The sequence below is a fragment of the Priestia sp. D3YE.R1 genome, from assembly GCF_049199565.1.
In the GTDB taxonomy this organism is placed as follows: Bacteria; Bacillota; Bacilli; order Bacillales; family Bacillaceae_H; genus Priestia; species Priestia aryabhattai.
Map to the genome: position 1 here is coordinate 2209894 of NZ_JBLTHW010000001.1, position 23288 is coordinate 2233181.

Annotated in this window: 29 protein-coding genes and 1 pseudogene; 21 read left to right on the forward strand and 9 right to left on the reverse strand. The window is 38.3% G+C overall.

All coding sequences use genetic code 11. The annotated features are described in order from the left end of the window. Positions 1-31: 31 nt before the first annotated feature. The gene (locus ACOZIR_RS11740) at positions 32-1231 is read right to left on the reverse strand and encodes a multidrug efflux MFS transporter (RefSeq protein WP_045291817.1); all 1200 of its coding nucleotides are present in this window, start codon (positions 1229-1231) and stop codon (positions 32-34) included. A gap of 473 nt (positions 1232-1704) precedes the next feature. Between ACOZIR_RS11740 and ACOZIR_RS11745 the strand changes: the two are divergent. The 7 genes and pseudogenes from ACOZIR_RS11745 to ACOZIR_RS11775 all read left to right on the forward strand — a co-directional run. After that, positions 1705-2042 (forward strand): annotated as a pseudogene (locus tag ACOZIR_RS11745) (alanine:cation symporter family protein); the annotation flags it as partial. A gap of 206 nt (positions 2043-2248) precedes the next feature. Then, on the forward strand, positions 2249-2611 hold the full coding sequence (locus tag ACOZIR_RS11750; RefSeq protein WP_310878641.1) for a DUF202 domain-containing protein: 363 nt from the start codon (positions 2249-2251) through the stop codon (positions 2609-2611). Positions 2612-2891: 280 nt separating this feature from the next. Continuing rightward, on the forward strand, positions 2892-3722 hold the full coding sequence (locus ACOZIR_RS11755; protein WP_013057287.1) for a YihY/virulence factor BrkB family protein: 831 nt from the start codon (positions 2892-2894) through the stop codon (positions 3720-3722). A 147-nt stretch (positions 3723-3869) separates the two neighbouring features. Continuing rightward, positions 3870-4412 carry an alkaline shock response membrane anchor protein AmaP gene (gene amaP / locus ACOZIR_RS11760; RefSeq protein ID WP_016764345.1) on the forward strand — a complete coding sequence of 181 codons (543 nt, stop codon included), beginning with the start codon at positions 3870-3872 and terminating at the stop codon, positions 4410-4412. Positions 4413-4427: 15 nt separating this feature from the next. Beyond that, positions 4428-4637 (forward strand): DUF2273 domain-containing protein, encoded by a 210-nt coding sequence (locus ACOZIR_RS11765; RefSeq protein ID WP_045291717.1) that lies wholly within the window; start codon positions 4428-4430, stop codon positions 4635-4637. A 27-nt stretch (positions 4638-4664) separates the two neighbouring features. Beyond that, positions 4665-5105, forward strand: a complete 441-nt coding sequence (locus ACOZIR_RS11770) for an Asp23/Gls24 family envelope stress response protein (protein ID WP_045291716.1) — start codon at positions 4665-4667, stop codon at positions 5103-5105. Between the two features lie 85 nt (positions 5106-5190). Continuing rightward, positions 5191-5661, forward strand: coding sequence for a DUF523 domain-containing protein (locus ACOZIR_RS11775; protein ID WP_045291715.1), 471 nt, complete (start codon positions 5191-5193; stop codon positions 5659-5661). A 45-nt stretch (positions 5662-5706) separates the two neighbouring features. Here the strand turns inward: ACOZIR_RS11775 and ACOZIR_RS11780 are convergent, their stop codons facing one another. Continuing rightward, positions 5707-6876, reverse strand: a complete 1170-nt coding sequence (locus ACOZIR_RS11780) for an MFS transporter (RefSeq protein ID WP_045291714.1) — start codon at positions 6874-6876, stop codon at positions 5707-5709. 104 nt (positions 6877-6980) lie between these two features. Then, positions 6981-7739: a TrmB family transcriptional regulator gene (locus ACOZIR_RS11785; protein ID WP_421535615.1), complete on the reverse strand. Its 759-nt coding sequence runs from the start codon at positions 7737-7739 to the stop codon at positions 6981-6983. Positions 7740-7957: 218 nt separating this feature from the next. Between ACOZIR_RS11785 and ACOZIR_RS11790 the strand changes: the two genes are divergently transcribed. Further along, positions 7958-8185, forward strand: a complete 228-nt coding sequence (locus tag ACOZIR_RS11790; RefSeq protein WP_340142031.1) for a hypothetical protein — start codon at positions 7958-7960, stop codon at positions 8183-8185. A gap of 32 nt (positions 8186-8217) precedes the next feature. Here ACOZIR_RS11790 and pssA read toward each other — a convergent pair whose 3' ends face one another. Next, a complete protein-coding gene (gene pssA, locus ACOZIR_RS11795; RefSeq protein ID WP_170923481.1) occupies positions 8218-8709 on the reverse strand; it encodes a CDP-diacylglycerol--serine O-phosphatidyltransferase in 492 nt (163 codons plus the stop codon). A 170-nt stretch (positions 8710-8879) separates the two neighbouring features. Between pssA and ACOZIR_RS11800 the strand changes: the two genes are divergently transcribed. The 4 genes from ACOZIR_RS11800 (at position 8880) to ACOZIR_RS11815 (ending at position 10658) form a co-directional block, all read left to right on the forward strand. Beyond that, complete coding sequence (locus ACOZIR_RS11800; RefSeq protein WP_071274084.1) at positions 8880-9287, forward strand: MarR family winged helix-turn-helix transcriptional regulator; 408 nt, start codon at positions 8880-8882, stop codon at positions 9285-9287. Further along, a complete protein-coding gene (locus ACOZIR_RS11805; protein WP_045291709.1) occupies positions 9280-9621 on the forward strand; it encodes a DUF3147 family protein in 342 nt (113 codons plus the stop codon). Before ACOZIR_RS11800 ends, ACOZIR_RS11805 begins: the two co-directional genes overlap by 8 nt. A 67-nt stretch (positions 9622-9688) precedes the next feature. Next, entirely contained in the window at positions 9689-10384 is a 696-nt protein-coding gene (locus tag ACOZIR_RS11810; protein ID WP_045291708.1) for an SAM-dependent methyltransferase, read from the forward strand. 73 nt (positions 10385-10457) lie between these two features. Then, positions 10458-10658, forward strand: a complete 201-nt coding sequence (locus tag ACOZIR_RS11815; protein ID WP_340142159.1) for a hypothetical protein — start codon at positions 10458-10460, stop codon at positions 10656-10658. A 212-nt stretch (positions 10659-10870) separates the two neighbouring features. Here ACOZIR_RS11815 and ACOZIR_RS11820 read toward each other — a convergent pair whose 3' ends face one another. The 3 genes from ACOZIR_RS11820 to ACOZIR_RS11830 form a co-directional block, all read right to left on the reverse strand. Beyond that, positions 10871-11002: a hypothetical protein gene (locus tag ACOZIR_RS11820; protein WP_013057274.1), complete on the reverse strand. Its 132-nt coding sequence runs from the start codon at positions 11000-11002 to the stop codon at positions 10871-10873. Between the two features lie 92 nt (positions 11003-11094). Then, positions 11095-11991: a hypothetical protein gene (locus tag ACOZIR_RS11825; protein WP_340142032.1), complete on the reverse strand. Its 897-nt coding sequence runs from the start codon at positions 11989-11991 to the stop codon at positions 11095-11097. Between the two features lie 147 nt (positions 11992-12138). Then, a complete protein-coding gene (locus tag ACOZIR_RS11830) occupies positions 12139-12612 on the reverse strand; it encodes an Hsp20/alpha crystallin family protein (protein WP_045291706.1) in 474 nt (157 codons plus the stop codon). Positions 12613-12682: 70 nt separating this feature from the next. On the opposite strand from ACOZIR_RS11830, the gene ACOZIR_RS11835 reads away from it, so the two are divergent. Then, positions 12683-12922: a hypothetical protein gene (locus ACOZIR_RS11835; protein WP_013057271.1), complete on the forward strand. Its 240-nt coding sequence runs from the start codon at positions 12683-12685 to the stop codon at positions 12920-12922. A gap of 125 nt (positions 12923-13047) precedes the next feature. Here ACOZIR_RS11835 and ACOZIR_RS11840 read toward each other — a convergent pair whose 3' ends face one another. Continuing rightward, complete coding sequence (locus ACOZIR_RS11840) at positions 13048-13281, reverse strand: hypothetical protein (protein ID WP_013057270.1); 234 nt, start codon at positions 13279-13281, stop codon at positions 13048-13050. A 12-nt stretch (positions 13282-13293) separates the two neighbouring features. Further along, on the reverse strand, positions 13294-13524 hold the full coding sequence (locus ACOZIR_RS11845) for a hypothetical protein (protein ID WP_045291705.1): 231 nt from the start codon (positions 13522-13524) through the stop codon (positions 13294-13296). Between the two features lie 184 nt (positions 13525-13708). Here ACOZIR_RS11845 and ACOZIR_RS11850 point away from each other — a divergent pair, with 184 nt between their 5' ends. The 8 genes from ACOZIR_RS11850 (at position 13709) to ACOZIR_RS11885 (ending at position 23275) form a co-directional block, all read left to right on the forward strand. Beyond that, the gene (locus tag ACOZIR_RS11850) at positions 13709-14713 is read left to right on the forward strand and encodes an XdhC/CoxI family protein (RefSeq protein ID WP_340142033.1); all 1005 of its coding nucleotides are present in this window, start codon (positions 13709-13711) and stop codon (positions 14711-14713) included. Positions 14714-14715: 2 nt separating this feature from the next. Further along, a complete protein-coding gene (locus ACOZIR_RS11855; RefSeq protein WP_340142034.1) occupies positions 14716-15360 on the forward strand; it encodes an NTP transferase domain-containing protein in 645 nt (214 codons plus the stop codon). A gap of 18 nt (positions 15361-15378) precedes the next feature. Next, positions 15379-17709, forward strand: a complete 2331-nt coding sequence (locus ACOZIR_RS11860) for a xanthine dehydrogenase family protein molybdopterin-binding subunit (RefSeq protein WP_421535616.1) — start codon at positions 15379-15381, stop codon at positions 17707-17709. Then, positions 17696-18529 carry an FAD binding domain-containing protein gene (locus ACOZIR_RS11865; protein WP_045291701.1) on the forward strand — a complete coding sequence of 278 codons (834 nt, stop codon included), beginning with the start codon at positions 17696-17698 and terminating at the stop codon, positions 18527-18529. The genes ACOZIR_RS11860 and ACOZIR_RS11865 overlap by 14 nt, the downstream gene beginning before the upstream one ends. A 1-nt stretch (position 18530) precedes the next feature. Then, complete coding sequence (locus ACOZIR_RS11870) at positions 18531-19010, forward strand: (2Fe-2S)-binding protein (RefSeq protein WP_045291700.1); 480 nt, start codon at positions 18531-18533, stop codon at positions 19008-19010. Positions 19011-19081: 71 nt separating this feature from the next. Next, positions 19082-19534, forward strand: coding sequence for a hypothetical protein (locus tag ACOZIR_RS11875; protein WP_372454456.1), 453 nt, complete (start codon positions 19082-19084; stop codon positions 19532-19534). Between the two features lie 440 nt (positions 19535-19974). Next, the gene (locus ACOZIR_RS11880; RefSeq protein ID WP_045291699.1) at positions 19975-21609 is read left to right on the forward strand and encodes an MrcB family domain-containing protein; all 1635 of its coding nucleotides are present in this window, start codon (positions 19975-19977) and stop codon (positions 21607-21609) included. Then, positions 21563-23275, forward strand: coding sequence for a DUF2357 domain-containing protein (locus ACOZIR_RS11885; protein ID WP_310878645.1), 1713 nt, complete (start codon positions 21563-21565; stop codon positions 23273-23275). Before ACOZIR_RS11880 ends, ACOZIR_RS11885 begins: the two co-directional genes overlap by 47 nt. Positions 23276-23288 lie beyond the last annotated feature (13 nt).

Here is a 23288-nt window from a genome sequence, read left to right on the forward strand (position 1 = left end):
AAAAAACCTTCCGTTAAAACGGAAGGTTTTTTTATGCGGCTTTACCGTCTAGCTGTTGTCCATGATGGCGCTGATAATACACCCACCCAGCATTCAACAGTAGAAGAACACTCGTTGTTAAGAATACATAAGGAATTCCTTTAGCTCCGGCAATTTGTCCGCCAATAACTGGACCGGCTAAATTCCCGAAGTATTGTGCTGTTTGATTATAGCCAAACATTTTACCTGTAATCGAGTCCGGCACAATTTTCTTTAAATAAGAATTAATAGAAGGTAACAATCCTCCCATTGCAAAACCGAGTAAAAAACGCAGTAAGAATAGCTGCCAAGTACTATGCACAAAGGCCTGTAAGCCGCAAATAACCGCTACGATGAGCAGGCATATTTGAAGCACATTTTGAGGCCCAACGCGATCGCTGACTTTGCCAAGTCTGGATGCAGCTAAAATATTTGATATTCCTGTTGCCGCCACGACAAAACCTGAAATAAGGGCAAGGTGATCGGTATGAGTAGACAGTTGTTTTACATACAGTGTAACGATTGGCTGAATAGCCATAACCGCAAGCTGGAGTAAAAAAGTTGTAACAAATACACCAATCACGGCCTTTGAATTCTTAAGAGAAAGTAACCCAATGTTAGATTCTTTCGTCGTTTTCGCCGCCTCTTTTTTGTCTTCTTGAATTAAATTTACAATTAAAAAAGACAAAAACATAAATGCGCCCGTTACGAAAAAGACGTGGCGCAATCCAATTGTATCTCCTAAGTAGCCGCCTACTAGCGGTCCTAATAAAGATCCTGATACAGCACCTGTAGACAACGTCCCTAATGCTTTACCGCTGTGCTCTTTAGGTGTTTGAGTCGCTACTAACGTAATGGCTGCAGAGATGAAGCCGGAAACGGCCCCCATTAAAAAGCGCAGTCCGACAAGCTGATAGACATTTTGTACAAAACCAATAGAAGTCATAACAATTGCCATACCCAAGCTTGCCCGAAGGAGCATAAGCTTTCGCCCGTATTTATCGGCCAAACTTCCCCATAAAGGAGAAACAATAGCTGCCATTAAAAAGGTAGCTCCAAATGCAATACCAGCCCATCTGCTGATGGAGCTCGTATCGTGAACTCCCAGCTTTTCAATATAAAGCGGTAAAAACGGAATAACTAAACTCATCCCGGCCGTGGTGCAAAAAGAACCGAACCAGCAAATGTACAAGTTTCGTTTCCATAATTCCATTCTATTTCCTTCTTTCGTAGTGCCGCATGGCGTGAAAACAACAAAAGAGCGAAACCATACGGCCTGCTCTTTTAGCATACATGCAGCATCTTTTTATCGGTTTAAATTATACCATATATCAGAAATATTTAAAAATAAAATGATTTACTTAGTGAACTATTAACGTGAAATGAAAATAGAAAGATATGCTTTGTTTACACTCGGCTTAGAACATAAAGTGACCCTTGGTTCCCTCATTACCTTATGCTCTAACAGTAGGGAATATGTAAAGAACTCATGCTGTATCGAAAAACGTGTCAGATAAGGTGCCCAAAATATATGTTGTCTCCGCAAATGTTGGCTATCTATTAAATAATGTGTAAAACAACCTGATAAATGGAGTGAATTTTCTGTTTTTTAACTTTATATTAAAACTATGTTCTCATTATTCATAATGTGCAGAGTGTTTTAAGGGGGACTTCATATTGGAACAGATGATTAGTACAATAAGTGAAATGATTTGGAGTACCTTTATCTATGTATAGGAGTGGGGCTTTTATTTACTATTCTCACTAGATTTGTACAAGTTCGGTATTTGAAAGATATGGTTATTTTATTGTTTAATGGAAAAAGTTCAGAGTCGGGCGTTTCGTCTTTCCAAGCGTTAACACTTGCTTTATCAGGGCGCGTAGGAGTTGGAAACATTGCGGGAGTTGCAACAGCAATTGCATTCGGTGGTCCAGGAGCAGTTTTTTGGATGTGGTTTATTGCTTTTATAGGTTCAGCTAGTGCATTTATTGAATCAACACTTGCTCAAATTTATAAAGTAAAAGATAAAGAAAATGTTTCATAAATCAAAAAAGTCAGCTGGGGTTATCCCGTTGGCTTTTTTTAGTTTGTGAAGCAGCTCTTTCGACCGCTTGAAAATGGTAATGATTCCTTCTTTTCGGGTATAATGTGGCATGAAGCGTCCTCAATTTATTTTCGTTTGAGCATTTATTTATAACAGAAGACATGTAAAAGGACGGTGGTATGTAAATGACTAAAAAAGAAAATGAATCCATTTATATTCAGCAGCATTTAGCAAATGAACGAACGTATTTAGCGTGGATTCGAACGTCTATTGCTACACTCGGCATTGGTTTTGTTGCAGGCGGCGTGCATTTCAATTCAGGAAAAAAAATAAGTGAAGCAGCCGATACTCTTATTATTGCTGTTATCATCTTTTCTTTAGCTGCAAGTGCAGGTTTGCTTGTTTTCTCAACCTATCATTATTTTTCAACCCGCGAAAAAATTAACAGCCAAACGTATCAATCTTCTCACGCTTTGGTTATTTTTGTTTCAATGATTATGCTGATGCTGATCGGTGCTCTTATATTTTACTTTTTTAACATAGCGTAAAAAGTTTAAGATGTAAGAAAAAAGAAAATACAGTCCCAAAGAATTTACGGTTTTATGAAAGAAAAAGAAGATCTATTGATATGGTGGTAATGGCAGATGTAATTATAATAATATCTTCTTTATGAACCGGCTGTATAATTTTACAGGTTAAATTCTTTGTTAACGGCGGATAATGGAAAAGGAAAGCTTTATAAGCCGAAACTTATCTAATCCATGTTGAACATGAAAATTGAATATAAATTTCACTACAGGGTGAAGCGAAAGTAAAGGAGAACGCTGTATGATTCAAACATCTAAGACCGTTGCCGCTCGTTTTTTTACGGAGCGTTTCTTTGATCAGGCTGCTCAAACAGCCTACTATTTTTTGTTATCTTTTGTGCCGTTTATTATCTTTCTTTTTTCTCTGCTGAGTTTCTTTCCAATTGACACAAACAATTTGCTGATATTTATTGAACCATTTACGCCTAAAAGCGCCTACGACGTAATTGAACGGTCAATTGAAACAGTTAACAATAGCGGAAAAAAAGTTTTATCTTTTAGTTTATTGGCGACTTTTTGGCTCGCATCTATGGCTATACAATCTTTGGTTCGCTCGTTAAATGACGCCTATCATATTCAAAGAAAACAAACGTTTTTGCGCGGTTTAATCAATGATTTAATTTTGACTTTTGGTTTTATGGTTGTGGTAGCTATTTCATTGTTCGTACCAATTATTGAAGAGGTCATTCGACATTTGGTCCTAACAAAAGTCCATGTTCCTGATATATGGTTTCAAAGCTGGACAACAATTAGATGGGGAATTGGGACATTGTTTTTATTAGGCTTTTTTATTCTTTTTTACAAGCTGATGCCAAGTGCAAGAGTAACGTGGAAAGATGTACTTCCAGGAGCTGTTTTCTCCACGCTAGGATGGCAAGTTGTATCTACCGGATTTGGATACTATGTCCAGTTTGGAAGCTACTCACAAATCTATGGTCAGCTTGGAAGTATTATTATTTTAATGGTCTGGTTTTATTTAACGGCCGCTATTTTATTAATTGGCGGTTTAATAAACGGTAATAAGTTCATCAAAGCTCACAAGACGACATATAGAGACGCGGAAAATGACTAGGGAAACCTAGTCGTTTTTTTATATTCAGTTTTACAGTTAGAAAGTTTATCAAAAAAATATTGCGGGTACCTATTGAATATCTCGTTACCTTTTCCTGTACACACAACAAAAAAGCAGTAGGAGTTTACGTTGAGATGAGGTGGAAAATTGAATAATTTTAATCGGTTTTTAATCGCAATTATTGGAATTGCAGGACTGATTTGTTCCGGTATGTTAGCACTGATGGTCTATAGGGTTCCTCACCTTTCAAACTGGTTAGAAAAGTGGCGGCATCAGGAGTGGTTTTACTACACAATTTTGTCAATAAGCGCATTTTTAGCAGTTATTTTTATTATTTTTCTTTTAACAGGCATATTTAGCAGACCGCCTAAAAAGAATTTAGCAATTGTAACTGGTGAAGGCAAAATAACAATTTCTAAAGCAACGATCGAATCTACAGCTTTACGAGCAATTAGAAGCTTTCAGGGAATACGCTCTCCTGAAGTCCAGGCCTCTATTCATTCTCGCAAAGAAAAAGTTAGTCTGTATATCAACTGTTCGTTGTTTGGACGAGATGGACTACCGACACTAGGAAAAGAGATGCAGCTTGAAACAAAACGCGCCGTGGAGGCCTTACTGGAGCTTCCCGTTCACTCCGTCCGTATTGACTTAACAGATACACAAACACGAAAGAAAGAGCGTGTTGTGTGATGAAGGAGGGACATAATGAGTACTCCAGATAAATTGATTCCGTACCGTGGCCGGGTACTTGGTATTCTGGCAGGTTTAGTGTTGGCAATTTTGCTATTAACAATTGGTTTTGGTCCCACGCTGCTAATTGTAGCTTTTATGGGAATTGGTTATGTAATCGGGAAGTGGCGAGATGGTCATTTAGACCTGAATACTTGGGTAGGATTCTTTACTAAAGGAAGATAGAAAATCACTTTAAGGGAGATGTTCGTTATGGCAGTCAATGAAACAAATACAGCAGTAAAATCTCAGGAAAATACAAATCAAAATACATTAACATTTGAAGATCAAGTCATTAAAAAAATTGCTGGAATTTCAGCTAATGAAATTAAAGGAATTTTATCAATGAGCGGCGGATTTATGAGCGGCTTAACAGATCGCTTCCGCAGCACTGAAGATATCACAAAAGGGATTAACGCTGAAGTAGGAGAAAAGCAAGTTGCCCTTGATTTAAAAGTAATTGTCGAATACGGAAAAAATGTTCCATCCATTTTCTCTGAAACTGTTAATAACGTAAAAAAATCAGTTCACGATATGACGGGATTAGAGGTAGTAGAAGTAAATATGCACGTAGAGGACGTAATGACTCGCTCTGAATTTGAAGCGAAAACGGATCGAGACAAAGAGCAGGAGTCAAAGCGTGATCTTGAATAAAATATAAAAGGTAAACACTTCCATTCATCATATATTCTTTGTATGATGAATGAGAAGTGTTTTTTTGGAGGGGAGGGAAAATTCTGTGATTTTAGTTAGTTCCTGCTTAGCAGGTCAAGGGTGCAGATATAACGGAAGCAGTGCCTTGGTTAAGGAAATTGAAGCGCTTATTGAAAATAAAGAAGCGGTGATGATGTGTCCGGAACTGTTAGGTGGGTTTCACACGCCTAGAGAACCGGCAGAAATTATAAAAGGAACGGGAATAGACGTAATAAACGGACATGCGCGAGTTGTTGAACGATCAGGAAAAGACGTGACAGATATATACATAGACGGGGCCTATAAGGCACTGAACATCGCAAAAGAAATAAAAGCAACTATTATTGTTCTAAAAGAAAACAGTCCTTCATGCGGAAGTGAACAGATATATAACGGAGCATTTCTAGGTGTTAAAATAGCCGGTGAAGGGGTAACGACGGCGTTGCTAAGAAAGCATGGTTTTATCGTTATGGCAGAATCTCAATTTGCTGCTGAAATGCATGAAGATCAATCATAATCAAAAAAAGCGTACACCATGTGTGTACGCTTTTTTTATAAAATCTTATTTACTGTGAAGCGTATCTGCTGTGCTTTCTGTTCGTGTTACAGCATAAAGAGAGCAGAAAAGGCCAAGCAAGACAAAAATAGAGCCGACCCAGCCGTTATAAACAACAGAGTATTGATTAACGATAATTCCTCCAACATAGGAGCCGATTGCAATTCCCACGTGTGAAATCGCTGCATTGGTGCTGATTAAAATGTCCGACGTGTCGCGTGCACTATGAATAATTAAATTGCTTTGAGCAGGTGAGACCGCCCAGCTGAGCGCACTCCAAATAATCATAAGAAGCAAGAACACAACAAATGGCAAATGAACGCCAAAAGGCATAGCAATCATGCTAATAAAAAAGAGAGCAATCATGGTGATAACAGACGAAGAAGGGTTCCATCTATCAGAAACAGCTCCTCCAAGTCCTCCTCCTGCCACGGCAGCAAGACCGAAAATACCATAAATAATGGTTACCATCGTTGTATTTAATCCTAGCGTTTCTTGTAAAAATGGCGTGAAGTACGCGTAAAGCGTTAAATGGCCCGCAAGTACAAACAATGTTGCTAGGTGAATAGCGAGCATTTTTTTATTGCGTAAAGCTTTTACCTGAGTTTTTAACGGTACAATTGGAGCAGGAGCTAGACGCTCCATTGTAAACCAAACGGTAATCATAATAATGGCAGTCAAAATTGCAATCATAACAAATACTTGACGCCAGCCAAGAGCATTTCCAATCAAAATACCAAGAGGAATGCCTAAAACAAGTGAGCCGCTGATTCCCATAAATACGATGCCAATTGCTCTGCCTTGATATTCAGGTTTTACCATTCTAGAAGCCATTGTGGTAGATAATACAATGATAAAAGAGCCGCTTGCAGCAGCAAGAATACGTCCAATTAGTAGCATATAATAGCCCGAACTGTAGGCTGAAAATACATTGCTCAATAAGAAAATAAATAATGTCCACATATAAACTTTTTTACGCTCTATCTTAGCCGTCACATTTAGTAAAATCGGCGCAGACAAGGCATAAACAAACGAATAAATAGAGATTAAATAACCTGCTTTTGCTAATGATACATGAAATGCATCGGCAATTAAGTCTAAGATGCCTCCTAGAATTAATTCGACCGTTCCAACAACAAAGGAAGCAATCGCAAGTATGTAAACTTTTTTATTCATCAAAAAACCCCCTCTTTAAAAAGTTACAACTAGAATAGTAACCTTTTTAGGAGAGGATTTCAATAGGTAATATTAAAAAGGTTACTAATGAATTAGTAACCTTTTTAATAACGCAGTCGAGTAAGCAGCTCCATGATCTCAGAATCTTGAAGAAGCTGCTCTTGATATTTCTTTGTAATATGGGTAAGTGCGACGTCATGATAAAAGAAGTCAGCAAAAACTTTTACAAGCGGCTGCGACATGGTTTTTATTGCTTTCCAGGTGTCATGTTCAATGCCCGCAAATAAAAGGTAAGCATCGTCCACAATAATCAACTGCGACGGCTCAAGGTTTTTATGATCATCTATTGGATTTAATGTATGTAAATGTTTGAGGGCAGTCTGCAAGTTTCCTATGGTTAAGACCTCGACGTTTACGCCTTGTTTCTCTTTTTCTTCGAGCAATGAGCGGTAATGTTCCAACTCATCATTCCAAGCCGATAAAATAATAGAACATTCCGCTTCTTGAATCAATTGTTCAATGTGAGCAGAAATAGAGGATTTATCTTTTAAGCTCCAAACATGATCATCTGTAAACGTTTTTTTAATTTTATATGTTTTTAATGCATTAATGTCATTTTCAAAATCAGCAGTAAGTTTTTGAATGACGGTTTGAAGGGCTACCGCTGAATAAAGTTTCTTTTTCCCAGACAATGTATTTACTACAATGCCTTTATCAATTAAACGATTAAGTACTTCATAAATCTTTGCTTTTGGAACATGCGAATACGTGACAATCGAGCTAGCATCCAGCGGACCTTCATTCGCAAGCAGCGCTTCATATACTTGACTTTCATACTGAGAAAAACCAAATTTTTGCAGCATAATTCTCTATTCATCATCCTTTCTTTTTTTAAGTATATCACGGTTTGTAAAAGTATTACTAATTGTAATTATATCTTATTAAACTATGTTCTAAATAATCAACAAAGATAAAAAATAGGCTATTAAAGGGCCTTTACTGCGATAAAACTATTTTTAACCATGTGCTTTTCATACTAAAACACTCATCATCGGGTAAAGAAAAGAGAGAGGTGAAAAAAATGAAGAAAAATGAAGAACTACTGTTGAAAAAAATGAACATGAAACAGCAAAGAGAAGTTTCTGCTCAGCTTGAAGACGTATTGGATTCCTTACTGTCTCTTGAAGAAAAATTATGCTCAGCGCCTGATAATAGCGAGTGGCTTTCTTTACAAGCTCAGCTTGAAAAAAGAGAACATGAGCTGAGATTTAAGCATAAAATGCTGTGTGAAGAATGGACTACACTATAAAAGACAGGCATTTTGTCTGTCTTTTATTGCATCTAAATTTTCATTACTCGAATAGGACTCACCATCAAAATAGCTAAAATAATCATAAGATAAGGATTTACGTAATAAAACATGCCAAGCAGTGCGATAATTAAAGCAGGAAAAGGAATAGGCAGCCCTATAAAGTAACCTACGGTTGGATTTGCGCTAAATTTAGCTAATCTTAATGCCCCCAGGCTTGGATAAATCATAAAGGCTAGCACGGTTAGCCAAGAGTGAGGAGAAAGAGTATGAAACAACATTGCAGGCGCTACGCCAAAGCTTATAATATCAGCTAAAGAATCTAGCTCTACACCAAACTCACTGTTAACTTTTAGCTTTCTCGCAATTTTGCCGTCAAATAAATCGAAAAAAGCGGCTAGAAAAATAAAAATAGCAGCTAAGCGTTCGTAGCTGTTCATATTAAAGGCTATGGAAAATACGCCGCTTAGCAAATTTCCAATCGTAAAGAGATTCGGAACCCATTTTAACAGTCGAAGAATCAATGTCATACAACCGCCTTTCACAGTGTGTACGATTAGTGTAACTGTTAAATCGTATTATTATGTGAGATGCAAGATAAAAAGAAGGGAGTATTGAAAACTGGCTGTCATTTCTATAATATATATCGTATAATACGATAATAACTAAAAATGCGATATAAAGGAGCAGGATCATGAAAGTAGAGGAGTTAAACAGCTATTGGACGTCTATTTATTATCATTTGCACTATACGCATCAAGAGAAAATTACGCACCAAACCATACGTCTTTTACAGCATATCGATAAATCGTCTGCGGTTGGAATAAGAGAAATCGCGGATTATTTAACTATTTCACATAATACGGCATCTGAACATGTAAAGAGAAGTATCGAGAAAGGATATGTGTATAAAAATAGAGATATACAGGATGAAAGAAAAGTAATTCTGCATTTAACAGAAGCAGGAAAAGACATCTTAAAACGAAATTCAAGCTTGGACGAAGAAAAAATATCAGCTATTTTACGTGAAATGACAGCATCTGAAAAACAGCTGATTCAACAGGCTTTTCAGTTATTAAGCGAGCGTGCAAAACATGTATAGTATGATTAAAATTTTAATATCAGCTCTTATTATTGCAGGGGTAACAGAAATGGCCAAAAGATTTCCGACATACGGTGGAATTGTGGCTGCGCTTCCAATTGTGAGTTTACTAAGTATTGTATGGTTATCGGTGCAAGGAGAAAAAAAGGAAGTGGTCAGTCAGTTTACACTCGGCGTTCTTTATGGACTGCCAGGCACTATTTTATTACTTGCTGTCGTCTATATTTGTTTAAAGAACTCCCTTCATTTGTTTGTGAGTTTATCGATAGGAGTTATGTGTTGGGGCCTGTTTTTAGTCCTTCAAAAGATGGTGATTAAACTAATTACTACATAAACTGTTGGAATTTAATCCAATTTTCTGTAAAATAAAGGTCTAAGCAAAAGATAGGAGCTGAGTAGAGTTGAGTTTAGCAGAGAAAAAGTTAGAAATTGACCGAGTTGTCTTTATCGGGAGAACGTTTGAAGAGTATAAAGCTATGTTTAATTTGAATGAAAGGCACTTAAAAGGAAAAAAAGTGTTAGATTGTGCTAGCGGAGCTTGTTCTTTTACTGCTCATGCCTTGCAGCAAGGTACAACGGCTACTAGCTGTGATATTGCCTATACATTTACGGCAGAAGAGCTTGAAAAAAAGGGAAGTTTGGATTTAATTCATACGATGAATCAAATGCAGCGCGTACAGGAGCAGTATGTGTGGAAGTATTTTTCGTCTATTGATAATTTAACTGAACACCGAAAAAGAGCATTAAAAGATTGTATCGCTCATATGAAAAAGAACCCCGAAGCCTATCAGTACGGAGCCCTTCCTAATCTGCCGTTTCAAAAGAACGAATTTGATTTAACGCTTTGTGCAAACTTTTTATTTATGTACAGCGACCGGTTAGATTATGCGTTTCATTTAGAGGCTTTAAAAGAACTGATACGCGTTACAAAAGAGGAAGTGCGCTTGTTTCCTTTAACGGACCTGAGCGGCAAGATTTCTACCTATTTGCCGAAGTTGTTAAAAGAGATTGCGCCTCTAGTAAAAGGAACAGAAATAGCAGACGTCCCCTATGAATTTCAAAAAGGTGCCAATCAAATGCTGAAAATATATGTATAACAAATGTAATGAAGAAGCTGGGACAAAAGTATTTTAACCTAAGTGAAAAACGAACCCTTGATCAACATGTTTGATGAGTGGTTCGTTTTTTTGTCAGGGTAAACGTAGGTTTCATCTGTTTCATTCCTTTCAGCAGTTGATTGGAGGGCAAGGCGAAGACTCCTGGGGGAAAAGCGGAACAGGTGAGACCCCGCAGGAGCGGAAGCGACGAGGAGGCTCACCGTCTGCCCGCGGAAAGCGAAGCCTTGCACGGAAATCAACTGCGTTGTCATAAGCCGTTCAGCTCATGTATCCCATTTGTTTATCTTTAGATTGGATTCATTTCGTCATGTCTCAACCTCTTTTAACATTCAAACGTTTTTTGGCAGTTTGAGTATGCTTCGTTATGGTTTCAGATCCAAGCGCTTTAGTTAAGCCGAACGACGGTTACATACACTGATTCTTAATTCCATAAACAGGATAATATTCAATAAAAAAACGCGAGAGTTATGCACTCTCGCGTCTAAAAAAAGGTTTGTATTGCTGAACCATCATTTGCGAAGCAGCAATAAATAAAAAGATAAAGCCTCCACACATTAGCAACATGACAGCACCTATTCTCCATAAAAGCTTTGGCATCAGCATATCTCCTTTTTTGAAGTTATTACCTATAGTGTAAAGAATAGCTTGCAAAAATTCTAGTCATAACTAGATATAATTTTATGACTTTTTTAGACTGACTCTTCCTTTGGATCATCTTCATCAAAAATAGGAACTTCTGTATACGCTTCTTCTTTTTCGAAAGTGGAAGAAGAATTCTCTTTATCCTCTTGTGCAGGCTTCGTTTCACCAGAAGAAATATCTGATTTAGCGTTTTTTAACTCTTCCATATCTTTTTGGATTTGGTCCGTGAAATCTTTTGGTATAGCTCCACTTCCGTATGTAGCTCCGATGTTTAAAGCGCCGCCGAGCTCCTTAATGCCAACTTGGCCAATATTGTTGTTTTGTTCGTATTTATCAAGAAAAAATTTATCAATATGAATAGGCGGGGGAGCATTTTCTAAAAGTGCCGCTTTTTGATGAATCAATTTTATTTCTTCTTGAAGGGAAGATGTCCGTTTTAGCATGTCCACCTGTACTTCAGTTAAAAGCGACATGCTGCGTTCTAATGCTGAAACTCTGTGATCCAGTTCGGTCATTTTTTCGATATAAGGAGCCATTTGTTTTTCTACAGATTGTTCTACTAAGCTAGCTATATCCGGATAAGGCACGGCTTCTATCTTTTTATCGCGAGGGTTTTGCGTGGAGATGATTTGTTCCAATTGTGCTACTTTTTCTTTTAAAAAATGAAGCTGCCTAGCAGTCTCTTGCATGTCTTTTGTATATGATTGTTCAGCATTTTTATGAGTACTTCTTTGTAAAGGTGAAGAATCATTGGAGTGCGAGGGCTGAGCCTCCAGCTTTTTTTTGAACATTATGAGAGAACCCATTTGCGGTTCGAGTTTTAAAAAACGGTTCATGTGAACTTCAAGCGTGTTAATGCGCTTGATTTGATGTTTGAAGTCCGCTAGCTCAGTTTGAAGATGTTGGTTAGTCTGTTTGGGGTTAAAAAATCCTTTCATAGACATTTCGCTTCTCCTCATCTTGGGCTTATTTTCTCTGTAATCACAGTTAGATAAATACATATTGATCCAGTTTAGGAGTTAATATTAAATTTTTTGCATTTATAAATGCTTATGTGCAGCACTGAATTTCATTCGTAAAACTACTAAACCTTATTCAATATGAATACGCTCTTCTTGAAAAAACTGCCTGTGATAAGAAAGAATAAGCAGTCCATTTTCAAATTTTGCACGCAGATGATGCGCATCTGTAGGCTCTGGCAATTCAATAATTCGGTTAAAATCTCCAGAAGGTCGTTCTTGTACAACGGGCTGCCCTGTAATGAGAGGATGCGGCGAGCCTTTTAATAGAAGCCGGCTGCCTGAAACAGAAACGTGCAAGTTTTCTTTTAGATAGCCAGGCAGGTCAGCGATAACAATGATCTCGTGAGGAGTAACATAAATGTCGATAGGTGGAAAATTACTTCTAGGAGGTTGAGGAGCCTGATGTGAATCCTGAACATTCATATCCATATTTTCTTTCATAAATTCGTTAAAAGCAGTTTGATCAAAAACACCGTTCCAAAAGTCGTTTGTTTGATATTTTTTAGCGAATTCCATCCACTGCATAAGTTTATCAAAGTCCATATGGTTTCCTCCTTACCACACATCATAAAAAGATGGAATTTGAATATAGTTTGAAAAGGGGGTGGTTTAAATGGCAGGTGCATCTATAAATATTAATATTTTAATGCTAAAAATAAATTCCTTTGAAAATGCGTCTGCAGTAAATATCGGACAGAATTTACTAGCAGACTGGAATAATTCAGATAAAAAAACACAGGGGTTTGGGCAGAATTTCGGTGATGATAGCGGCTTTATAGGAACGAGAAGCTGTGTCGATGATCGAGATCAAATTGACAGCCCATCATCTTTTCAAAAAGTCCCCATTTCATAGAAAGAGCCTAATAAATATAGCCAGTTCAGATGCAGGTTATATTTATTAGGCTTCAGATTGAATACTGATAGACGAATAGATGAAGGTATGCTGCTAGTCATGTTCGTTAGAGGCGGTGTAGAAGCTTAAATTACGCTGTTTTTAACTGAGTTTGAATCGTTTACATCTGAATCTATAATCCACGAGAACGGAGTTACGTTTGGAGAAAAATCTCCGTTTGATTCTCCTAGTCCTTGATTACGTTTATAAGATACGAACACGTCAAGCTGCTGATTAGGTCCTATGCTTAAAACGGATGAATTATCCAGAACGTTCACTTTGAAGGCTTGTAAGTTAATGACCATAGGCGAAAAAATCATATGGTTTCCTCCTTATTTATCATTTTTTGTTGCAAATGCATCTACATAATCATTATCTACAGTTTTGTAAGCAGATCCTGCTGAAAAACATTGATCAGCGAGCTGCTGTCCGAAGGCCTGATTTTTCTTTGCTGTGACATACCTTGTAACTTTTAACGTATTTCCAATAGAAATATTACTTGCTTGATCAGCACTGCGAACGTTCAATTTTCCTAGGTTGATTTTTGTTGAGTCAAATAGCATATTATTCTCCTTTCAAACGACAGTTCTTCTAAGTCTTTAAAAGCTTATTGTAGCTTCGTTGAAAATATGAATAATACATGGATTCGTTCCGAGAGCAGAAGTAGCCTACTGTAGCGTATTTTAGTTCTCCACAAAACGTGAAAAGATTTTAAAAAATTAGTAGTAAAAGGAGGGAATAATAAAAATGCACGATATTTTATATGCTGTAGAAAGATCAACAGTAAAAAGCGTGTTGGCAACGATTGTTCATGTAGAAGGATCCTCATATTTAAAAGAAGGAACCTCCATGCTGTTTCAAGAAAATGGGGAGAACATTGGGATGTTAAGCGCTGGTTGTGTAGAAGCAGATATTGCCGAGCGCGTAAAAGAGTTGTTCGACACTGAGCGCGTATTAACCGTTACGTACAATTTAAAAGAAGAAGGTGACGCAGGATGGGGACAAGGAGCAGGCTGCAATGGAATTCTCTATATTCTCCTAGAGCCTGTAACTGCGAGGATGAAGCAAAATCTTTTGCGGGTAAAACGTCATTTAGATAATCGAAATCCCGTTTTACATATTAAAAAATTAGACAAAAACTTTATTCAAACAACCTCTTTTTATGTACAAAAGACAGGCGAAACATTTGGTGCAAATAGCGACGAATTATCTTTTACAACAGATGATTGGAATGGGAGAAAGAGTGGTATTCAACTTTCAAATGGCTCCCTGCTCACATATGCTCATCTATATAAACCAAAGCCTCGTCTAGTTATCTGGGGAGCAGGTGCCGATGCAAAATATTTAGTATCACTTGCTGCCAATACGGGTTTTCTTATTACTTTATGCGACTGGAGACCGGCTTTATGTAATAAGGAACATTTTCCGCTAGCAGAGGAAATACATATTGGATTTCCAGAGGAAGTAGACAAACAATTGTCCATTCAAAGCGATGATTTTGTTGTGATCATGACGCATAATTTTTCTCGCGATCAAGAAATTCTCTCACTATTAAAATCAAAAGCTATAAAGTATATAGGAGTTTTAGGATCTAAAAAGCGAACACTTCGATTATTGAATGCTGATATTTCTTCACGCATTCATTCCCCGGTGGGGCTTTCTATAGGAGCGGTAGGCCCGCAGGAAATTGCCGTTAGTATTCTTGCTGAATTAATTCAAAACCTCCGAATGTATGATAAAAAAAAGGGATAAAAATGTCCGGGGTAAATATTGTTGGTGTTTATCTTGCCGCCGGAGCTAGTAAAAGGATGGGCAGCAATAAGCTGCTGCTGCCTTTAGGGAATGGATGTTTGGGGAGTAAAGCTTTACGAAAAGCGGTTTCTTCAAAAGTAAATCATACGATAGTAATAACAAAGAAAGGAGATTCTCTTGAGTGGATTGACCCTATTCTTTTTTCAGAAGCATATCAGCAGAAGTGGAGTCATACTTCTTGTAGTAGCGCCTTAAAAGGTCAGTCTGCGTCTTTAAAGTGCGGATTAAAAAAAGCAAAAGAATTAGGCGCTGATGCTATTATTGTGCTGCTAGCAGATCAGCCCCTTGTAAGTATCATGCTGATTAATACATTTATTTCTCTGTTTGAGAACCATTCCTCCGTTCCGTTTATTTCATCTTTTTATCAAGGAATTGCCAGAGCGCCGGTTTTATTTTCAAAACAAATGTTTTCAAGCTTGGATAAGCTGCAAGGAGATCAAGGGGCAAGAAAAATCATAAGACAAAGTGGACTTGAAAATGGAATGTTTTATGAATGTACCGATGCTTCCCTTTTTATGGATGTTGATACAAAACAAGCGTATGAACGCATTAAAAAGATATACAAAGAGAAACGTGGACTGTTTTGATTGATGGAGGTGAAAAGAGTGGATGTCATTGGAAAAAGCGTTATTCGAAAAGATGCATTAGAAAAAGTAACGGGTACGGCTAGGTACACAAATGATTACATGTTTAAAGGGTCCCTGCACGCCAAAATAGTAGTCAGCCCTTACGCACATGCAAGAATTCAAGCAATAGACGTCCAAGCGGCGATTGCTATTCCCGGTGTTCACGCGGTTGTGACGGGAGAGCATTTGCCGTTAACCGGAGAAGGAGTTCGTGACCGGCGACCGCTTGCATTTGAAAAAGTACGGTATCACGGAGAAGCCGTAGTCCTAGTAGTAGCAGAAAACCCAGCACTCGCTGAGCGTGCGGCGAGTGCTGTTCATATTCAATATGAGCCGTTACCTGTCGTTCATTCTCCTAGTGCCGCTATTGAGCCAAATTCTCCTTTAGTGCATGAAAATATGCACACTTACAAGCACGATGAAACGGTGTATCCAGAGCCAGGGAGCAACGTAGCTAACAGAGTTAAAATACGAAAAGGCAATATGGAAGAAGGTTGGCGTAAAAGTGAGCTAGTAGTGGAAGAAACATTTTCTTTGTCTCCTTCAGATCACGCGGCAATGGAAACAAGAAGCGCCGCTGCTGAAATCCTTCCGAATGGAGTAGTTAAAATTACCACTTCTTCTCAAGCTCCTTTTATGGTGAAAAAATTAATCAGTGAGTACTTTAAAATTGAAGCGGGAAAAGTGGTCGTTGAAACACCGCTAGTAGGAGGAGGCTATGGAGGAAAAGCGGCTGTCCAGCTAGAGCTGCTGGCTTATTTAGCTTCAAAAGCAGTTGGGGGAAGACTGGTTAGAATATTGAACACAAGGGAAGAAGATATGCTCACTTCGCCTGTTCATATCGGTCTAGATGCCAAAATCAAGCTAGGTTGTTCCAAAGAGGGAATTTTGCAGGCTGCCGACATTCTTTATTTGTTTGACAGCGGTGCTTATGCAGATAAAGGAACGGACCTGAGTAAAGCTGCAGCAGCTGACTGTACGGGACCTTATCGTCTTGAACATATTTTTTGTGATTCATTATGTGTATATACAAATCACCCTTACGCTTCTCCTTTTCGAGGATTTAGCCACTCGGAACTATTATTTGCGTTCGAGCGCACGATGGACATCCTTGCTAAAAAAGCAGGTATAGATCCTTTGGAGTTTAGAGAAAAAAATGCTATTTTGCCGGGCGACACTACGCCTACGCAAGTCTGTTTAACTTCTAGCAGCGTCGGTAACTTACCGGAATGTATTCGTCGCTTGAAGCAGCTGATCAAATGGGAGGAAGGGCAGAGAACGGTTCATGAAAACGGCCTTATTACTGCCAAAGGGATTAGCTGCGTCTGGAAAACCTCCACTATTGAAACAAACGCAGGTTCCGGTGTTATTCTAACATTCAATCCGGATGGAAGCGTAAATTTAATGTCTGGCGTTATTGAATTAGGCACGGGGACGAAAACCGTGCTCGCGCAAATATTGGCTGAAAAATTGCAGATGCGCGTGGAACGTATTCATGTGCGAATGGAAGTAGATACTCAAACGACTCCTGAACATTGGAAAACGGTGGCTAGCAGAGGAACTTTTATGGCAGGAAGAGCGGTTTTAGAAGCCGCTGAAGATGTGATTAACCAATTAAAAAAGATAGCTTCTTGTATATTTCGAGCTTCTGAAGAAGATATTGAAATAAAAAATGAAAAAGTTTTTTTACGGGATGAGCCTGAGACTTCTTTGAAATTTAAAGAAATTGTGTATGGCTATAAATATCCGAACGGAAATGCAATTGGAGGGCAAATCATAGGGAGAGGAAACTATATTTTAAGAGGCATGACCTACTTGGATAAAGAAACGGGAGCTGGGCGTCCAGGGCCTGAATGGACGGTAGCAGCTGAAGGAGTTGAAGTGGAATATAACCCTAGAACGTATAGATATCGTATTGTAAAAGCTATTTCTGTTATTGATATAGGAACCGTGCTAAACGAGAAAATGGCACGAGGGCAAGTCATGGGTGCGATGAGTATGGGACTATCGTTTGCAGGCAGAGAAACATTTTGGTTTGATTCAAATGGCCGTATTTTAAATCCTCAGCTTCGGAAATATCGTCCTCTTCGCTACGGAGAGCATCCGGAGTACGTAGTAGATTTTGTTCATACACCTCAATTAGATGCGGCGTACGGAGCTAGAGGAGTCGGAGAACACGGGCTGCTTGGAATGCCTGCTTCTTTAGGAAACAGCTTAACTGCGGCAGCAGAAATAGAATTAAATCAACTTCCTCTTATTCCAGAATTGATTTGGAGAATGAAAGAAGGGAATGCAGATGATTTCGTTTGACTTTGAATATTATAAACCTGCAACTGTTTCAGAAGCAGTTGCCTTGTTTCAAGAGTTAGAGAATCAAGGCAAACAGCCGCGGTATTATGCTGGCGGCACCGAAGTTCTGACATTAGGCAGATTGGGTTTGTTTGTTACCCATGCTGTTATTGATATAAAAAATATACCTGAACTTCAACAAACCGAAGCTAATGAAGATTGGATGATTTTTGGTGCAGGAGTAACGTTAACTGAACTGGAAGATAAAAATTTGTTTCCTTTATTAAGTAAGTCTGCTAGCGAAGTGGCTGATCACACGGCTCGAAATAAAATAACGCTAGGAGGAAATATTTGCGGGCATATTTTTTATCGAGAAGCGGTATTGCCGCTGCTTTTAACGGATAGTCAACTTGCGGTGGCAGGTCCTGCTGGAACAAATATCTATTCGATTCACGATCTTTTTAACCGGCGTTTGCAGCTGGAAAACGGAGAACTTCTTGTTCAGGTGTTTGTTGAAACGAAGTATGCTGCCCTGCCATATATGAGTATAAAAGAGCGCCAGCAGTGGGATACAGGATATCCGTTAGTGACAATAGCAGCGTTAAAAACAGAAGGAACCATTCGAGTAGCTTTCAGCGGAGTATGTTCGTTTCCTTTTCGCTCAGCAGAAATAGAAGAAATGCTAAATCATAAAGAAACGCCATTAGAAGCTCGAATTCAAACTGCTCTTGAGTATATACCCGCTCCGATTTTAAATGATGGGGAAGGGTCGGATCGCTACCGCAAATTTGTGATTAAAAATTTATTGTTTGATATTTTCACAGAGCTGGGGGGAACGTAATGTGCTAAAAGATGAACGGTATAGAATAACAATTAAGCTAAAGGTTAATGGTGAAGAAAAAATGGTTGATATCCGAACAGCAGATACGTTGCTTTATGTATTAAGAGAAAAGCTGGGCCTTACCGGAGCAAAACCAGGCTGTTTAAACGGGGACTGCGGAGCTTGTACAATAGGGATAAATCAGCGGCCAATGAAATCTTGCCTCATGTTAGCGGCAGAAACAGAAGAGAAAGAAATAATGACTATAGAAGGGCTGAAGAGTTCACCTATGCAAAAAGCTTTTATTGAACACTTTGCTTTTCAGTGCGGTTATTGCACATCGGGTTTTATCATGAATGCTCATTTGCTTTCCAAACACCATCCTTCAGGCAGTGACGATATTATAAAGGAGTGGCTTGCTTCCAATATATGCAGATGTACAGGGTATAAAGAAATTGAAGACGCAGTAAAATCTGTTTTACACTTTTCGGAGCGGGAGTGAGACAGGAAAAAGAAAAAATAGAATAACATTTACACGTGTTTAGAATAGTATGTGCTAAGGGTGTGGAGAATGTGGAATGGAAAAGCGGCTTTGACAAAGAAAGGGAACTGATCTTTGCCATTCAACGAAATCTGGATGTAGTAACAGCTATATTATTATTAACTGGCCAAATAACAATTATAGGCGTATTTGTGACACCCGGAGCTTTTCGTATTTCAGTAGGGGGACCTATTACAGGAACTAGCCGAATAGAAGGAAAAGACGGAGATGCGGGAATTAATATCATTATTGATATGATTGATGTGATTCTTGCGGCTTTGCTGCTTAATAACCAGATTAATGTGTCGGGCGCCTTTATTTCTTCTGGAAGGTTTACCATTAACGTAAGTGGACCTATTTTTGGCGTTCCTAAAACAGAACCTGCATTAAGTGAACTAAATCAATCCTCTCAGTTTTTTCATCGTACCGTATCAAAACATTTTTATGTAAATCCTGACTTAGTTGAAAAATTTACAAAGGACTGATTAAGATGTCATTAACCGATATACCTACAGTAAGACCTTCAGAAACAAGTATTTTTCTTATCGCGCTGCCGCTTATTATTTTTATTTTTTTCTTTACTCAGCCAAAAGCATCAGACATCAAATAATCATGTAGCATAATGGCGATTGTATCACTGTGTACAGAAGCTGCCTATTTTTCTGTTCGTATCATTACCTCTTCATTCATTAAGCCCCTAATGCTTTTCTTTTCTGTCATGTTTCATTAAAATGAACATAAACATATATGTAGAGATAAGTAGAGATAAGTAGAGAAAAGAATAATCGAGTGTTTTCTAACGTTATAAAATAGCTTACGATACGAAGAAAGCGTCTATAATAAAAGAAACGAAACTTTTGCGTGGTCAGCTGACGATGCTTTTTATTTTTACAAACTGCAGTGAAGGCAGAAAGGAGAGAATTCGATGAGTTTGCGCGATCGGCTGCTTTATGTAGCGGAACATTATAAACAAATGGGTGGAGACGTACTTGTAAAACACGAAGTAGAAAATATGCTTACACGCAGGCTTCCGATTTCTCTTTATCGATTGGAGCATATAAATCGAGAAGAAATGCGTATATCGGGCCACCACGCTGAAACATTTCCTTACGTGACTCTTGTCAATAAGAATATAGAGAGTGATGTGATAGTAGCATATTTATTCAGTGAAGACGGTCAGCGCATTTACTTAGTCATGATGAAAGGAGATGCAGGGGAAGGAACTGATCTGAAAGACATTCGTTTTTTTACTCCTGAACATGCCCGCGTATTGAAAGATAGTCATATTGTTATTGGTACAAGCATGGAAGCGAAAAGCTTTGAGGATAGAGTAGCACTTTACCTTCCTTACAATATAGTAGACTTACCTAGCAATGATCAGCTTCAAGATGACTTGCATTTACTGCTGAGTATGCATGAACAATATATAAAAACATACGGAATGAGCCAAGAAATGATTGGCGATAAAGACGCCATCGTCCATATTCATGAGTATATTAAGAAATCTGGATTTACATATGAACGACAAGATATAGCCAACGCCTACTTTGCTTTAAAGACCAAGCCATTTATTGTTTTATCAGGAATGAGCGGGACGGGGAAAACAAAGCTTGCGCAGCTCTTAGCAGACAGTATCGGTGCCACGATTGAAAATGGAAGACAAGTACTCATTCCGGTTCGGCCCGATTGGCATGATAGTTCAGATTTATTAGGATATATTGATTTAAGAGGAGATTTTCGCAGAGGATCGTTTCTGTCGATTATGCAGCAAGCCATTCAGCATCCAGCTTACACATATGTTGCCATATTGGATGAAATGAACTTAGCTCGAGTTGAACATTATTTTAGCGATATTTTAAGCGTAATGGAAAGCAGAAGCTGGTCAAAAGGGAAAATCAAAACGGCTCCGTTATTTCCTGGACATAAGATGTTCCGAGATATTTATTTGCCATCTAACCTTCTCATTATCGGTACCATTAATATGGATGAAACAACTCATGGGTTTAGTCAAAAGTTGTTAGATCGTACCAACACCATTGAGTTGAATAAGATTCAGCTAGATTCTTTTGATTTTTTAGATGATAGAGATCCACCTCGGCACAGCATTGAAAATGTGCAAATTCAAAGTCAATATGTTCACTTAAAAGATGCGTATGCTGAACATGCTGAGCTCATTCACGAAGTAACAAATGAACTGCTAACCGTTAACGAGATGCTTACAGAAATCGATTTGCAAATAGGTTACCGCGTACGCGACGAAATATGCTTTTATTTAATTTACGCAGTGAAAAGCGGGATGTTTACATTTGATCAGGCGTTTGATTTTCAGGTGCTGCAAAAAGTTTTGCCTCGTATTTCAGGAAGCGATGCTTACACATTTGACTTATTAAAAAACCTTTATTATTACTGTACAAATACGCTGCTCGATGATGAATTTGAGACAGCTGTCGTAAATGCAGACGGGATGAGATTCCCTAAAAGTGCACGCAAAATAATGGAGATGATGAGACGTTTTGAAGTATACGGATACACGTCATTTTGGATTAATACCGTACGTTGAAATTGAAACCGATACGTGTACGGTGGTTATAAAAGGAAAGAATAAGAAAAAAATAAAATCTGCAGAAGAAGTGATGTTTTTTTCTTGTACAGGAAAAGGAATCACACATGTAAAAGTACTAAATCAAACAAAAGGCATGATGACTTCCAAACCGCCGCTTGAGCCTTTATTTTTTGAAAATGAAATCTATCAAATTACAGTTGTTTCAAAAAATGAAACAAGCCTGTTTGTTAACCACGATTCAAAAGCAGTTGAACAAAGTTTTCAAGCCGTAGGATTCCCCTACATTTTAACAGGAAATATAAGCTTTCAAAATGAGGTAGGATATTCTACGTTTCATGTCTACAGTGAAATAGAAAAAGAGCTGTCTTTTACTCTGGAAATTTTCCCATCAAAGATGAGCTACAAGACAGATTATGTACGTATGGTTGATGAAGTGAATGGATACATTCATGATTTGGCATATGATATGCTTCGTAAAACATATATTGAAGCGAAATCTGTTTGGTCTAAGCAAGCGACATGGACGGAATTTTATCATGTGCTCTCTTACTATATGAAACCCTTTCTTCATTCTGTGCGTCAGATTGAAAATCAGCCGTTTCAATCGGTAACAGTTGAACATGAGCTCATGAGAGGAGATCAAATAAAAAAACAAGATAGCCGTGCTATATCATTTGTCCGAACACACCCTACCTATCTTGCATCTTCAAGCAGGGGGATTAAAATTAATCGGCATATAAAAGTAGTACCTACAAAAGCGATGGGTACAAGACATGTAGCTACCTATGATAATTTGGAAAATCAAAGTGTGAAATGGATGATGACGCAGCTGTACCACAAGCTAACTACACTAATTGACAAATTGATAGAAGATAGATATGTAAAAAAAGAAGCGGTGTCGGCTCTAGAAACCAATCATACCGAGTTAAAAAGGCTGTTAAACAATGTGTTCTGGCAAAGAGTGAAGACCATACAAGTTTCAACTCTTCCTTCTACACTCCGTACAGCACCTCGCTACCGGGAAGCAAGCAGATACTTTATGTTCTTAACGCGAGGGTTGGCTCTTAACGGAGAGTTTTACCACCTTTCATTAAAAGATATCGCAACTCTCTACGAATACTGGACGTATGTTAGTCTTGTAAAGAAGTTGCAAACTTACGGCAAGCGAATAGAACAAAACATCATGACAACGACAGAACAAGGGCTGAACGTCAGGATGCAGGCCTCTTATCATTGTTTTCAGGTGGGAAAAGCAGAAATAACGCTATGGTATCAAAAAGAATACCATCATACTCATACCGTTATTCAAAAGCCGGACTTGCTGCTTGAAGTAAAGCAAGAGGAGAAAAAAAGCGTATATCTTTTTGACGCTAAGTATCGTATCAAACCAAATCACGATACGCCTTCTCCTAGAGAAGAAGATATTAATACCATGCATCGTTACCGAGACGCTATTGTAGAAGAAAGTGGGATAAAACCGGTACAAACAGCGATTGTGCTGTTTCCAGGGAAAGCAGAGGGCTATAAGCAGCATCATTTTTATAAAAGTATTGAACGCGTTGGAGTGGGTGCGCTGCCTTTTTTGCCGGGAGAGGAAGGGCTAGTAGAAGAATTTATTGAAACTATTTGTACGGAAGAGCCAAATCTTTTCAGCGCTGATTAGGTAAATAGGTAGA

Coding starts and splice junctions, on each gene's coding strand:
- ACOZIR_RS11805 (WP_045291709.1), top strand. CDS start 9,280: ATGTATAGTATGATTAAAATTTTAATATCAGCTCTTATTATTGCAGGG.
- ACOZIR_RS11785 (WP_421535615.1), bottom strand. CDS start 7,739: ATGCTGCAAAAATTTGGTTTTTCTCAGTATGAAAGTCAAGTATATGAA.
- ACOZIR_RS11830 (WP_045291706.1), bottom strand. CDS start 12,612: ATGGACTTTGATAAACTTATGCAGTGGATGGAATTCGCTAAAAAATAT.
- ACOZIR_RS11765 (WP_045291717.1), top strand. CDS start 4,428: ATGAGTACTCCAGATAAATTGATTCCGTACCGTGGCCGGGTACTTGGT.
- ACOZIR_RS11740 (WP_045291817.1), bottom strand. CDS start 1,231: ATGGAATTATGGAAACGAAACTTGTACATTTGCTGGTTCGGTTCTTTT.
- ACOZIR_RS11815 (WP_340142159.1), top strand. CDS start 10,458: ATGAGTGGTTCGTTTTTTTGTCAGGGTAAACGTAGGTTTCATCTGTTT.
- ACOZIR_RS11865 (WP_045291701.1), top strand. CDS start 17,696: ATGATTTCGTTTGACTTTGAATATTATAAACCTGCAACTGTTTCAGAA.
- ACOZIR_RS11880 (WP_045291699.1), top strand. CDS start 19,975: ATGAGTTTGCGCGATCGGCTGCTTTATGTAGCGGAACATTATAAACAA.
- ACOZIR_RS11820 (WP_013057274.1), bottom strand. CDS start 11,002: ATGCCAAAGCTTTTATGGAGAATAGGTGCTGTCATGTTGCTAATGTGT.
- ACOZIR_RS11790 (WP_340142031.1), top strand. CDS start 7,958: ATGAAGAAAAATGAAGAACTACTGTTGAAAAAAATGAACATGAAACAG.
- ACOZIR_RS11770 (WP_045291716.1), top strand. CDS start 4,665: ATGGCAGTCAATGAAACAAATACAGCAGTAAAATCTCAGGAAAATACA.
- ACOZIR_RS11800 (WP_071274084.1), top strand. CDS start 8,880: ATGAAAGTAGAGGAGTTAAACAGCTATTGGACGTCTATTTATTATCAT.
- ACOZIR_RS11755 (WP_013057287.1), top strand. CDS start 2,892: ATGATTCAAACATCTAAGACCGTTGCCGCTCGTTTTTTTACGGAGCGT.
- ACOZIR_RS11825 (WP_340142032.1), bottom strand. CDS start 11,991: ATGTCTATGAAAGGATTTTTTAACCCCAAACAGACTAACCAACATCTT.
- ACOZIR_RS11850 (WP_340142033.1), top strand. CDS start 13,709: ATGCACGATATTTTATATGCTGTAGAAAGATCAACAGTAAAAAGCGTG.
- ACOZIR_RS11840 (WP_013057270.1), bottom strand. CDS start 13,281: ATGATTTTTTCGCCTATGGTCATTAACTTACAAGCCTTCAAAGTGAAC.
- ACOZIR_RS11750 (WP_310878641.1), top strand. CDS start 2,249: ATGACTAAAAAAGAAAATGAATCCATTTATATTCAGCAGCATTTAGCA.
- ACOZIR_RS11855 (WP_340142034.1), top strand. CDS start 14,716: ATGTCCGGGGTAAATATTGTTGGTGTTTATCTTGCCGCCGGAGCTAGT.
- ACOZIR_RS11835 (WP_013057271.1), top strand. CDS start 12,683: ATGGCAGGTGCATCTATAAATATTAATATTTTAATGCTAAAAATAAAT.
- ACOZIR_RS11845 (WP_045291705.1), bottom strand. CDS start 13,524: ATGCTATTTGACTCAACAAAAATCAACCTAGGAAAATTGAACGTTCGC.
- ACOZIR_RS11780 (WP_045291714.1), bottom strand. CDS start 6,876: ATGAATAAAAAAGTTTACATACTTGCGATTGCTTCCTTTGTTGTTGGA.